Source organism: Novosphingobium terrae (assembly GCF_017163935.1).
In the GTDB taxonomy this organism is placed as follows: domain Bacteria; phylum Pseudomonadota; class Alphaproteobacteria; order Sphingomonadales; family Sphingomonadaceae; genus Novosphingobium; species Novosphingobium terrae.
The window spans coordinates 771,786-783,406 of the sequence record NZ_JABVZR010000001.1 but is presented as its reverse complement, the minus strand read 5'-3'; the positions used below and the strand labels follow the sequence as shown (position 1 = coordinate 783,406).

General features: G+C 63.1%; 11 protein-coding genes. 3 read left to right on the top strand and 8 right to left on the bottom strand.

Features of this window, described 5'->3' with window-relative positions:
* Positions 1-14: 14 nt before the first annotated feature.
* Positions 15-1,250: a 2-oxoglutarate dehydrogenase complex dihydrolipoyllysine-residue succinyltransferase gene (gene odhB / locus HGK27_RS03710; protein ID WP_206238825.1), complete on the top strand. Its 1,236-nt coding sequence runs from the start codon at positions 15-17 to the stop codon at positions 1,248-1,250.
* A gap of 19 nt (positions 1,251-1,269) precedes the next feature.
* Positions 1,270-2,673, top strand: a complete 1,404-nt coding sequence (gene lpdA, locus HGK27_RS03705) for a dihydrolipoyl dehydrogenase (RefSeq protein ID WP_206238823.1) — start codon at positions 1,270-1,272, stop codon at positions 2,671-2,673.
* Positions 2,674-2,739: 66 nt separating this feature from the next.
* Here lpdA and HGK27_RS03700 read toward each other — a convergent pair whose 3' ends face one another.
* Positions 2,740-3,189, bottom strand: a complete 450-nt coding sequence (locus HGK27_RS03700; protein ID WP_206238821.1) for a hypothetical protein — start codon at positions 3,187-3,189, stop codon at positions 2,740-2,742.
* A gap of 109 nt (positions 3,190-3,298) precedes the next feature.
* Here HGK27_RS03700 and HGK27_RS03695 point away from each other — a divergent pair, with 109 nt between their 5' ends.
* Positions 3,299-4,069: a sterol desaturase family protein gene (locus HGK27_RS03695; RefSeq protein ID WP_206238820.1), complete on the top strand. Its 771-nt coding sequence runs from the start codon at positions 3,299-3,301 to the stop codon at positions 4,067-4,069.
* Here HGK27_RS03695 and HGK27_RS03690 read toward each other — a convergent pair.
* From HGK27_RS03690 to secY, 7 genes are all read right to left on the bottom strand, one after another.
* Complete coding sequence (locus HGK27_RS03690) at positions 4,046-6,154, bottom strand: prolyl oligopeptidase family serine peptidase (RefSeq protein ID WP_206242779.1); 2,109 nt, start codon at positions 6,152-6,154, stop codon at positions 4,046-4,048. The genes HGK27_RS03695 and HGK27_RS03690 overlap by 24 nt on opposite strands.
* A 353-nt stretch (positions 6,155-6,507) precedes the next feature.
* On the bottom strand, positions 6,508-6,924 hold the full coding sequence (rplQ, locus tag HGK27_RS03685) for a 50S ribosomal protein L17 (RefSeq protein ID WP_206238818.1): 417 nt from the start codon (positions 6,922-6,924) through the stop codon (positions 6,508-6,510).
* Positions 6,925-7,078: 154 nt separating this feature from the next.
* On the bottom strand, positions 7,079-8,146 hold the full coding sequence (locus tag HGK27_RS03680) for a DNA-directed RNA polymerase subunit alpha (protein ID WP_068091510.1): 1,068 nt from the start codon (positions 8,144-8,146) through the stop codon (positions 7,079-7,081).
* Between the two features lie 112 nt (positions 8,147-8,258).
* Positions 8,259-8,648 (bottom strand): 30S ribosomal protein S11, encoded by a 390-nt coding sequence (rpsK, locus tag HGK27_RS03675; protein ID WP_068091513.1) that lies wholly within the window; start codon positions 8,646-8,648, stop codon positions 8,259-8,261.
* Between the two features lie 52 nt (positions 8,649-8,700).
* Positions 8,701-9,069, bottom strand: a complete 369-nt coding sequence (gene rpsM, locus HGK27_RS03670; RefSeq protein WP_206238817.1) for a 30S ribosomal protein S13 — start codon at positions 9,067-9,069, stop codon at positions 8,701-8,703.
* Between the two features lie 385 nt (positions 9,070-9,454).
* Complete coding sequence (locus HGK27_RS03665; protein ID WP_206238815.1) at positions 9,455-10,099, bottom strand: adenylate kinase; 645 nt, start codon at positions 10,097-10,099, stop codon at positions 9,455-9,457.
* Between the two features lie 54 nt (positions 10,100-10,153).
* The gene (secY, locus tag HGK27_RS03660) at positions 10,154-11,521 is read right to left on the bottom strand and encodes a preprotein translocase subunit SecY (protein ID WP_206238813.1); all 1,368 of its coding nucleotides are present in this window, start codon (positions 11,519-11,521) and stop codon (positions 10,154-10,156) included.
* Between the last annotated feature and the right edge of the window lie 100 nt (positions 11,522-11,621).

The following is an 11,621-nucleotide window of genomic DNA, read 5'->3' as shown; positions in this document are numbered from 1 at the left end:
GATCGGAATCCATCATGTCCACGGAAGTCAAAGTCCCCACGCTCGGCGAATCGGTCAGCGAAGCCACCATCGGCCAGTGGCTCAAGAAGCCCGGCGAGACCGTCGCCCTCGACGAGCCCATCGCCAGCCTCGAAACCGACAAGGTTGCTGTCGATGTGCCCTCGCCCGTCGCGGGCGTGCTGGGCGCCCAGCTGTTCCCCGAGGGTGAAACCGTCACCGTCGGCACCGTGATCGCCACCATCGAAGCCGGCGGCGCTGCCGCCGCTCCGGCTGCTGCGCCTGCCGCCGCGGCCCCTGCCCCGGCTGCTGCTGCCCCCGTCACCCCGGTGGCCCCCGCCGAGCCCGCCGCTGCCGAAAGCAGCGATCCGGCCGTGCTGAGCCCCGCCGTGCGTCGCGCCGTGCTGGAATACGGCATCGATCCGGCCACCATCAAGGGTTCGGGCAAGGACGGCCGCATCACCAAGGAAGACGTGGTTGCCGCCGCTCAGGCCAAGGCCTCCTCGCCTGCCGCCGCTGCCGTCTCGGCCCCGGTCGCCGCGCCCAGCAATGAGCGCCGCGAAGAGCGCGTCAAGATGACCCGCCTGCGCCAGACCATCGCCAAGCGTCTGAAGAGCGCGCAGGACACTGCCGCCCTGCTGACCACCTTCAACGACGTCGACATGTCGGCGGTGATGGAAGCGCGCAACAAGTACAAGGACAGCTTCGAGAAGAAGCATGGCGTGAAGCTGGGCTTCATGTCCTTCTTCGCCAAGGCCTCGTGCCTGGCGCTCAAGGACATTCCGGGCGTCAACGCGCAGATCGTCGGCGATGAGATCGTCTATTTCGATTACGTCGATCTCTCGGTCGCCGTGTCGGCTCCCTCGGGCCTGATGGTGCCGGTGGTGCGCAATGTCGACAAGATGTCCTTCGCCGACATCGAGAAGGCCATCGCCAACTATGGCAAGGCTGCCAAGGAAGGCAAGCTGACCATGGAAGACATGAAGGGCGGCACCTTCACGATCTCCAACGGCGGCGTGTTCGGCGGCCTGATGTCGACCCCGATCATCAACCCGCCCCAGTCGGCCGTGCTCGGCCTGCACCGTATCGAGGACCGCCCGGTGGTCCGCAACGGCCAGATCGTGATCCGCCCGATGATGTACATCGCCCTGTCCTACGATCACCGCCTGATCGACGGTCGCGAAGCCGTGACCGCGCTCAAGACCATCAAGGAAGCGATCGAAGACCCCAACCGTCTGCTGATCGACCTCTGAGCGCTGGAAGGATAGAAGAATGGCTGATTATCAGTACGACGTTCTCGTCATCGGCGCGGGCCCCGGCGGTTATGTGGCCGCCATCCGTGCGGCGCAGCTTGGTCTGAAGACCGCCTGCGCCGAGGGCCGCGAGACGCTGGGCGGCACCTGCCTCAACGTGGGCTGCATTCCCTCGAAGGCCTTGCTGCATGGCTCGGAGCTGTTCGAGGAAGTCGCCCATGGCACCGCCGCCAAGTTCGGCGTGAAGACCACCGGCGTCGAGATCGACCTCTCGGTGCTTCAGGGTGAAAAGGCTGCGGCGGTCAAGGATCTGACCGGCGGCATCGAGTTCCTCTTCAAGAAGAACAAGATCGACTGGCTCAAGGGCTATGCGCAGTTCAAGGACGCACACACCGTTGAGGTGGCCGGCACGACCTACACCGCCAAGCACATCGTGATCGCAACGGGTTCCTCGGTGATGCCGCTGCCCAACGTGGAAGTCGACAATGACGCCGGGATCATCGTGGACAGCACCGGCGCCCTGGCGCTGGACCGCATCCCCGAGCATCTGGTCGTCATCGGCGGCGGCGTGATCGGTCTGGAGCTGGGTTCGGTGTGGCGCCGTCTGGGTGCCAAGGTGACGGTGGTCGAGTTCCTCGACCAGCTGTTCCCCGGCATGGACGGCGACGTGCGCAAGGAAGCCGCCAAGATCTTCAAGAAGCAGGGCTTCGAGCTGAAGCTTTCGACGAAGGTCACCGGCGCTCAGGTCGAGGGCAAGACCGTCACGCTCGACATCGAAGCCGCCGCCGGTGGCAATGCCGAGCAGCTGAAGGCTGACGCCGTGCTGGTGGCCATTGGCCGCCGCGCCAACACCTCGGGTCTGGGTCTGGAAAACATCGGTCTGGAGCTGAACGCGCGCGGTCAGATCGAAACCGATCATGACTTCCGCACCAAGGTCGATGGCGTCTGGGCGATCGGCGACGTGATCCCCGGCCCGATGCTGGCCCACAAGGCCGAGGACGAGGGCATTGCCGTCGCCGAGAACATCGCGGGCCTGACCGGCATCGTGAACCATGACGTGATCCCCGGCGTGGTCTACACCACTCCCGAATTCGCGGGCGTGGGCCTGACCGAGGAGGCCGCCAAGGCCGCCGGTCACACGGTGAAGGTCGGCAAGTTCCCGATGCTGGCCAACAGCCGCGCCAAGACCAACCGCGAGCCCGATGGCTTCGTGAAGGTGATCGCTGACGCCACCACCGACCGCGTGCTGGGCGTGTGGATCATCGCCAGCGTTGCCGGGACGATGATCGCTCAGGCCGCGCAGGCCATGGAGTTCGGCGCGACCAGCGAAGACATCGCCTACACCTGCCACGCTCACCCGACCCACTCGGAAGCGATCAAGGAAGCGGCCATGGCCGTGCAGGGCAAGCCGATCCACATCTGATCGGCCTTCCGGCAAGCAACAGCAAAGGGCGTTTCCGCATCGCGCGGAAGCGCCCTTTTCTTTGGCTCAGGGCGCGCGCATTTCGCCCTTGGCGATCTTGTCGGCATCGCTGCCGGGGGGCGCCTCGGGGATTTTCGAGAGGTCAATGTAATAGACCGGCGGCGGGGCATAACCGCCATGAATACAGACCTGCGTGCATGGCGGGCCACCATACATATCGGGTGCCTTCAAGGGCCCTCCGCGCGTTGCTGCGGGATCATGCGGATCATCGCTGGAAGGCGGGACGCGGTAGCGCTGGCTGTTATCAGGCGCGCAGACCACGATGGCCTTGTTGAAAGGGTCCTCCGCCGGGCAATCGGCGCGGTGCTGGCCGGGGTGAACCAGGCGGCGCTCCTCCTCCATCATATCCTGCACATGGTTGAGCGGCGCATGTTCGGGCGGCGCCTCCTGCGCATGCGCCGAGCCGATCAGCAGCAGGATCGCGGGGATCGATGGCAAAGAGGGTCGCAGGCGCATGCCAGCAGGCTAATGCGTGATTGTGACCCAATCTGGGCGTCGGCTTCCTCATCCGACGCTCCAACACGCCCTGCGCGCTTTGTTAACCAGCCTCGCCTAGAACGGAGCCATGGATCTGTTCTATGCCTTTCTGCCCGAACTGGTGGTCGTGCTTGTCCTGCTGCTGATCGAACAGCGCAAGGGGCAGGGCCAGCATGACGGCTGGCGCAATCTGCAGGTGACGCTGTTGCAGATCGCGGTGGTGCTGTTCCTCGTGCCGCTGCTGCACGGCTGGGCGGGGCCTGCGCTGATCGATGGCGCGCATCTGCCTTTCTGGGCAGGCCTTCTGATCTTCTTTGTGGTGCGTGACGGGCTGGAGTGGCTGTTCCACGTCGCCCAGCACCGCATTCCCTTCCTCTGGGCGCTGCATTCGCTGCATCACTCCGACCCGAACATGAGCGTGCTGACCACCCAGCGCCATTACTGGGCCGATCCGCTGATCAAGCAGGTGACGATCTGGTCGGCCACACTGATGGTGATCCGCCCCACGGGTGCGATCGCTTTCGCTTTCGGCATCGCCAGCCTGTGGAATTTCTTCGCTCATGCCGATCTGCCGATCAATTTCGGGCGATGGTCATGGGTGCTTAACAGCCCCGCCTATCACCGGCGCCACCACTCGACGCAGCCCGAACATTACGATCAGAATTTCGCGGCTGTGCTGCCGATCTTCGATCTGCTCTGCGGCTTCTATCGCCGCCCCGAGGGGCGCCCCACCACCGGCATGCCCAGGCGACCGCAGTCGCTAGGCGAGGTGCTGATCTGGCCGCTGATCTGGAACAAGCCCCGCGCGGTCGAGGGGGAGCGGGAAGCCCCCGCCTCAGCCCCCCACCTTCAGGCCTGACACATTCAAACCTGACCACGCGGCCAGAAACGCCAGCACATCGGCGCTTTCGGCAATGGCCTTGTCGGTCGGCTTGCCTGCGCCATGGCCCGCGCGCGTCTCGATGCGGATCAGATGCGGTTTCGGCCCCAGAGGCGCCGCCTGCAAAGCGGCGGTGTATTTGAAGCTGTGGCCCGGCACCACGCGGTCGTCGGTGTCGGCGGTGGTGACGATGATGGCGGGATAGTCCACCCCGCTGCGGATGTTGTGATAGGGCGAGTAGCTGCGCAGGTTGCGGAAATCGGCCTCCTTGCTTGGATAGCCGTAATCATCGACCCAATAGCGCCCCGCCGTGAACTGGTCGAAGCGCAGCATATCCATCACGCCCACTGCCGGATTGGCCGCCGCAAAAAGATCGGGCCGCTGGTTGGTGACGGCGCCGACGAGCAGGCCGCCGTTCGATCCGCCCTGAATGGCCAGACCATGCTTGGGGGTGATGCCCTCGCGGATCAGGAATTCGCCCGCCGCGATAAAGTCGTCGAAAACGTTCTGCTTGTTGGCCAGACGCCCGGCATCGTGCCACGCCGCGCCATATTCGCCGCCGCCGCGCAAATTGGCCATGGCGAAGGCGCCGCCGGCCCTCAGCCATGCCATACGCGCCGCTGAGAAGCCCGGCGTGAGCGCAATATCGAAGCCGCCATAGCCATAGAGCAGCGTCGGCACCGCCTTGCCCACAGCGGCCTTGCTGCGCACGATGAACATCGGCACCTTGGTGCCATCCTTCGAGGCGTAGAAGCGCTGCTCGATGGCGTAATCCTCGGGATCGAAGCTGAGTTTGGGCTGGGCGAAGATCTCGCTGTTGCCGCTTTTCAGATCGAGGCGATAGACTGTCGAAGGCCGGTTGAAGCTGGAGAAGCTGTAGAAGGTCTCATCGTCGCCCGGCTTGCCGTTGAAGCCACTGGCCGTGCCGATGCCATTGAGCGCCAGCCCGCGCATCGGCTTGCCGTTGAGATCGATGATGATGGCGCGGGTTGCGGCATCTTTCAGCATCGAGACGATCAGGCGATGGCCGACGATGCTGGCCTGCTGCAAGGTGGCTTCGCCCTGCCCCAGCACCTCGCGCCATTGGGGGTTGGGCTCAGCCAGATCGATCGACACGAGGCGATAGCGCGGCGCCTGCCAGTTGGTGAGGAACCACAGGCGCGTGCCCATGCTGTCCACCAGCTTCCACGAATTGTCGAAGCCGGTGATCAGCGGGCGGGCGGTCCACCCCTTATCCCGGCGCTGCTTGAGATCGATGACATGGATCTGGAAGCGGGCATCGGTGCCGATGGCCGTGGTGATCACGGCATAGCGACCGTCCGAGGTCACCTGAGCGACATGGTTCCAGTCCCGATGGTCCGGGGAGTTGTAGACCAGCTCGTCGGCGCTCTGCGGCGTGCCGAGGCGGTGGAAATAGAGGGCGTGGTTGTAGTTGATCGCCTCGAAATCCTGCCCCTTGGGCGGAGCGGGAAAGCGGGAATAGAGAAAGCCCTCGCGCCCGACCCAGGCGATGTCGGATTCCTTCACCCAATGGATCTCGTCAGGCAGCAGCTTGCCGGTGGTGGCATCGACGACCTTCAGGCTGCGCCAGTCGCTGCCGCCGTCCTGAATGGAATAGGCCAGATGATGACCATCGGGCGAGGCCACCCATTGATCGAGCGCAGTGGCGCCATCCTTGGCCCATGTGTTGGGGTCGAGCAAAAGGCGCGGCTCACCATGCAGCCCATCGCGCACGAAAAGCTGGGCCTGATTTTGCAGGCCGGAGTTGCGCAGGTAGAAATAGCGGTGCCCGGCTTTGTGAGGCAGGCCGAAGCGTTCGAAATTGGTCAGCTCGCGGATGTTCTGGGCGAACCAGTCGCGGCCAGGAAGCTGGGCGAGATAGGTCTGGGTGACGGCGTTCTCGCGCTCGACCCAATCGGCGACTTCATGATCGGAACGGACGTTGTTTTCCAGCCAGCGATAGGGATCGTGGATGGTTTCGCCGAATTTCTGCTCGACCACATCGCCCTGCCGGGTTTGCGGATAAGCGGGAGCCGGTGGCTGAGCGGAGGCGATGGAGGCCATGGTCAAAACCGAAACTGCCGCGATGGAAAGCAAACCAACACGCCCTGCCCCATTCGATCCGTCACGCAACAATGCCGCCCCCATCTGTGTCTTGTTGACGGTGACACTAACATGCTTGTCAGCAGGCGCAATGTGACAGGCATGTTGCCCACAGGAAGACGCCGCAGGCAGGCATGGCTGGAATGCGTGCCGAAGGTTTCGCAGGACGCGCAACGTAGACAATAAAGGGAGCGCGAGGGCGATGGCCCTCGCATGTCCCCTTCTCAATCCCCTTCCAAAACAAAAAAAAGCGGCCCCGGAATTGCTTCCGGAGCCGCTCTTTTTGTTTCAGCGAGACGCTAAAACCGAAAGGCTTACGCCTCTTCGCCCTCGGCGACCAGCACCGGGCCCGAGTCCTGGCCCTTGGCCGAGACGTCGCGGTCCACCAGCTCGATGATCGCGATCGGAGCGGCGTCCGAAGCGCGGAAACCGGCCTTCACGATGCGGGTGTAGCCACCGGCGCGCGAAGCATAACGCTCGGCGAGGGTGTCGAACAGCTTCACCAGCTGAGCGTCGTCCTGCAGACGGGCGTGAGCCAGACGGCGGTTCGAAAGGCCGCCATGCTTGCCCAGCGTGATCAGCTTTTCGATGTAGGGACGCAGCTCGCGGGCCTTGGCCAGCGTGGTGGTGATCTGCTCGTGCTTGATGAGCGAAGCCGACAGGTTGCGCAGGAGGGCGGCGCGATGACCGCTGGTGCGCTGCAGCTTACGCTGACCGTGCTTATGACGCATAAATAAGTCCTTCCGTTCGTAGGGGGCCCGTATCAGGTAGCCCGATCCTGGTGGCATTCACGGCAGCCACCTGTCGCCGTTTTGTCAGAGCTTCGAAAACGAAGCCCTCACTTAAAGGCAGAAGGCGCCCCTTGCGGAGCGCCTTCCCAATTCCTTAGCCCAGCAACTCTTGTTCGAGCTTCTTGGCCATTTCCTCGATGTTCTCGGGCGGCCAGCCCGGGATGTCCATGCCGAGGCGCAGACCCATCGAAGAGAGAACTTCCTTGATCTCGTTGAGCGACTTGCGGCCGAAGTTCGGCGTGCGCAGCATCTCGGCTTCGGTCTTCTGAACCAGATCGCCGATGTAGATGATGTTGTCGTTCTTGAGGCAGTTGGCGGAACGGACCGAAAGCTCCAGCTCGTCCACCTTCTTGAGAAGGTAGCGGTTGAGCTGGTTGGTGTCGCCCTCTTCCGGAGCGGCGCTGGCAGCACCGCCCAGACCGGCGAGCGAAGGCGCACCGATGGGAGCAACGTCCTCGAAGTGGACGAACAGCGCCAGCTGGTCCTGAAGGATGCGCGCGGCATAGGCCACGGCGTCTTCGGGGGTGATGGTGCCGTCGGTTTCCACCGAGAGGTTCAGCTTGTCGTAGTCCAGCTCCTGGCCGATACGGGCGTTGTCAACCTTGTAGCTGACCTGACGCACCGGCGAGTAGAGCGAGTCAACGGGGATCAGGCCGATCGGCGCGTCGACGGGGCGGTTCTGAACGGCCGGAACGTAACCCTTGCCGGTGTCGGCGGTCAGTTCCATGTTCAGGGTGGCGCCTTCGTCGAGATGGCAGATCACCAGATCCTTGTTCATCACCTCGATATCGCCGGTGACGGCGATGTCGCCCGCCTTGACCTCAGCCGGGCCGGTGGCCGACAGCTGGAGGCGCTTGGGGCCCTCACCCTGCATGCGCAGGGCGATCTGCTTCACGTTCAGCACGATGTCGGTCACGTCCTCGCGGACGCCAGCCAGGCTGGAGAACTCATGCAGGACATTCTCGATCTTGATCGAGGTGATCGCCGCGCCCTGAAGCGACGAGAGCAGCACGCGACGCAGCGCGTTGCCCAGCGTCAGGCCGAAACCGCGCTCAAGCGGCTCGGCGACGAACGTCGCACGGCGCTTGCCATCGGCACCCGGCTTGATCTCGAGGGCGTTGGGCTTCTTCAGTTCCTGCCAGTTCTTGATGTTGACAGTCATGGACTTCCCCTGGGGTTATTCTGGCGGGAAAGGCCGCGCATCACGCGCGTGATGCGGCGGCCTTGCAGAAAAGCGACAAGCGCCAGATCAGGCGCTTGTCACCGATGCATCGTCAGACGCGACGACGCTTGGAGGGGCGAACGCCGTTGTGCGGGATCGGCGTCACGTCGCGGATCGACGTGATGGTGAAACCGACCGCCTGGAGGGCGCGCAGGGCGCTCTCACGACCCGAACCCGGGCCCTTCACTTCCACTTCCAGCGTGCGCACGCCGTGTTCGGCGGCCTTCTTGCCGGCGTCGTCAGCGGCCACCTGGGCAGCATAAGGGGTCGACTTGCGCGAGCCCTTGAAGCCCATCATGCCGGCAGACGACCAGCTGATCGCATTGCCCTGGGCATCGGTGATGGTGACCATGGTGTTGTTGAAGCTGGCATTGACGTGTGCAATGCCGCTGGTGATGTTCTTGCGCTCCCGCTTACGAAGGCGCTGGGGTTCACGTGCCATTGGATAAAATCCTGTATTCTGTACAAAAAGAGAGGGTGAGCCGGTTTAGGGCTTACTTCTTCTTGCCAGCGATGGGCTTGGCCTTGCCCTTGCGGGTGCGGGCGTTGGTGTGCGTGCGCTGACCGCGGACCGGCAGGCCCTTACGGTGACGCAGGCCGCGGTAGCAGGCCAGGTCCATCAGACGCTTGATGTTCATCGCGGTTTCGCGACGCAGGTCGCCTTCCACGGTGTGCTCAGCGTCGATCGTCTCGCGGATGTGGAGCACTTCCTGGTCGGAAAGGTCCTGCACGCGGCGGGTATGGTCGATACCCAGCTTGTCGGCGATCTGCTTGGCCTTGAACGCACCAATGCCGTGAATGTAGGTCAGCGCGATGATCACGCGCTTGTTGGTGGGGATGTTTACCCCGGCAATACGAGCCACTTACTTCTCCATGCTCCACAGAAGCCCATGGCAACAATCCGGTGCATCTCCATATGGGGATGCCGGAGGGTGCTTCAAGGCCTCCATCTCAACGCTCATGCACCCGAAAACCCAAACAAAACCATTCGGCTGGCCCCACCATGGCAATTCCAATGGCGAATCCCTAACCGAACTGTCCTATTTTTGTCGAGTGAAGGGCGCGACTAAACCGATTCGCGCCAAGTGTCAACGCTGACCGGAAAGTCAACGTGACTTCGGGCTAAAAAGCCGAAAGCGGAGCCGATCCATGGGATCAGCTCCGCCCGATTGTTACACCAAAGCAGGAAGCAGGTCAAAGGTGCCACTTGGCACTCCCCTACCCCCGAAAACGTATCACTTTGAGACGTCAGCCGATGATGCCCGCAATGGCAGCGGTCACATCATCCATCGGCGCCATGCCGTCGACGCGATGCACGATGCCGCGCGCCTCATAGACCGGCAGGATCGGCGCGGTCTTCGCGCGATATTCGGCCATGCGGGTGCGGACAGTGGCCTCATTATCGTCAGGACGACGCTTGAACTCAGTGCCGCCGCACTTGTCGCAGACGCCCTCGACCTTGGGCTTCTCGAAGTGATCGTGATAGCCCTTGCCGCAGGTGGCGCAGGTGTAGCGACCGGTGATGCGCTCAACCAGAGCGTCCTCATCGACCTCCAGCTCGATCACATGATCCAGCTTGCGACCGCGCGAGGCCAGAATGCCATCGAGCGATTCGGCCTGCGCCTCGGTGCGGGGATAGCCGTCGAAGATCGCGCCGGTGTCGGCACCCATCGCGTCCAGCTCTTCACCGATCAGCGCCGAGACGATCTCGTCGGAGACCAGTTCACCACGCTCCATCACCGCCTTGGCCTGAAGGCCAACGGCGGTCTGCGCCTTCACCGCGGCGCGCAGCATGTCACCGGTGGAAAGCTGCTTCATCCCGAAACGCTCGACCAGACGTTGCGCCTGGGTTCCCTTGCCCGCCCCCGGCGGCCCAAGCAGAATGATGTTCACGTCCTTATTCCCCCACTGAATCGGCGGTTCAGAAATCAGGCTTTGGGGCCGCGCTTAGCGCATGCGGCCCTTCAGCTTCGCCTTCTTGATGAGATCGCCATACTGATGCGCCAGCAGATGCGACTGGATCTGCGTGATCGTATCCACGGTCACGTTCACCACGATCAGCAGGCTGGTGCCACCGGCCACCACCAGACGCAGGCCAGTCTGTTCCATGAAGAACTCAGGCACAATGCAGACTATAGTAATATAGGCAGCGCCCAGAACCGTGATTCGCGTCAGCACGTAATCCAGGTAGGTCGCCGTGTTCTTGCCCGGGCGGATGCCGGGGATGAAGCCGCCATTGCGCTTCAGATTGTCCGCCGTCTCCTCCGGGTTGAAGACAACCGCGGTGTAGAAGAAGCAGAAGAACACGATGCCCAGGGCATAGAGCAGCATATAGAGCGGCTTGCCATGGCCCAGATACTGGTTGAGCGCCACGATCACCCCGCCCAGCTTGCTGTCGGGCGAAACCGACTTACCGGCAAACTGCGTGATGGTCAGCGGCAGCAGCAGCAGCGAGCTGGCGAAGATCGGCGGGATCACGCCCGCGGTGTTGATCTTCAGAGGCAGGTGGCTGCGGTCGGCATGCATCATGCCATTCTGCGTTGGCCTTTTGGGATACTGGATCAGCAGGCGGCGCGTGGCGCGCTCCATAAAGCTGATGAACAGGATCATGCCGATGACCAGCGCCAGCATGCCGATGATGACGATCGGGCTGACCGAGCCCGAGCTGCCGCCTTCGAACAGCTGGGTGAAGAACTGCGGCATCTGGGCGACGATACCCGCCATGATGATCAGCGACGTACCGTTGCCGATCCCGCGCGAGGTGATCTGCTCACCCAGCCACAGCAGGAACATCGTGCCGCCGATCAGGCTGATGACAGCCGAGATGCGGAAGATCATGCTGGGCAGCACCACCGCCTGCAGGCCGCTCGACGCGCCATAGGCTTCGAGGCCGGTGGCGACGAAATAGCCCTGAATGGCGGTCAGCAGCACCGCGCCATAGCGGGTGTACTGGTTCATCTTCTTGCGGCCGCTCTCGCCTTCCTTCTTCAGGGAGGCCAGCGCGGGGTGCAGCGAGGCGCCCAGCTGAACCACGATCGAGGCGGTGATGTAAGGCATCACGCCCAGTGCGATCAGGCTCATGCGCTGAAGCGAACCACCCGAGAAGGTGTTGAAAATGTCGAGGATACCGCCCTGCGTGCGCGAATAGAGCTTGTCGAGGATCAGCGGATTGATCCCGGGCAGCGGCACGAAGCTGAGGAAGCGGAAAACGATCAGGGCGCCCACCGTGAACCAGATGCGGTTCTTGAGTTCGGTCGCCTTGGAAAAATTGGCGAGACTGAGCGTGCTCGCGATATTGTCGGCGCGTGAAGCCATGAGATGGTCAAGCCTTGGATGGGGCCGCACACATCCGTGTCGCATGAGCGGCGGTAGTCTCTCCGGTTTCGGAAGACCCCATATAAGAGACGGGCGGGGT

Bases quoted from the DNA above. Each gene is read 5' to 3' on its own strand.
- odhB (WP_206238825.1), top strand. From the start codon at position 15: ATGTCCACGGAAGTCAAAGTCCCCACGCTCGGCGAATCGGTCAGCGAA.
- lpdA (WP_206238823.1), top strand. From the start codon at position 1,270: ATGGCTGATTATCAGTACGACGTTCTCGTCATCGGCGCGGGCCCCGGC.
- HGK27_RS03700 (WP_206238821.1), bottom strand. From the start codon at position 3,189: ATGCGCCTGCGACCCTCTTTGCCATCGATCCCCGCGATCCTGCTGCTG.
- HGK27_RS03695 (WP_206238820.1), top strand. From the start codon at position 3,299: ATGGATCTGTTCTATGCCTTTCTGCCCGAACTGGTGGTCGTGCTTGTC.
- HGK27_RS03690 (WP_206242779.1), bottom strand. From the start codon at position 6,154: ATGGCCTCCATCGCCTCCGCTCAGCCACCGGCTCCCGCTTATCCGCAA.
- rplQ (WP_206238818.1), bottom strand. From the start codon at position 6,924: ATGCGTCATAAGCACGGTCAGCGTAAGCTGCAGCGCACCAGCGGTCAT.
- HGK27_RS03680 (WP_068091510.1), bottom strand. From the start codon at position 8,146: ATGACTGTCAACATCAAGAACTGGCAGGAACTGAAGAAGCCCAACGCC.
- rpsK (WP_068091513.1), bottom strand. From the start codon at position 8,648: ATGGCACGTGAACCCCAGCGCCTTCGTAAGCGGGAGCGCAAGAACATC.
- secY (WP_206238813.1), bottom strand. From the start codon at position 11,521: ATGGCTTCACGCGCCGACAATATCGCGAGCACGCTCAGTCTCGCCAAT.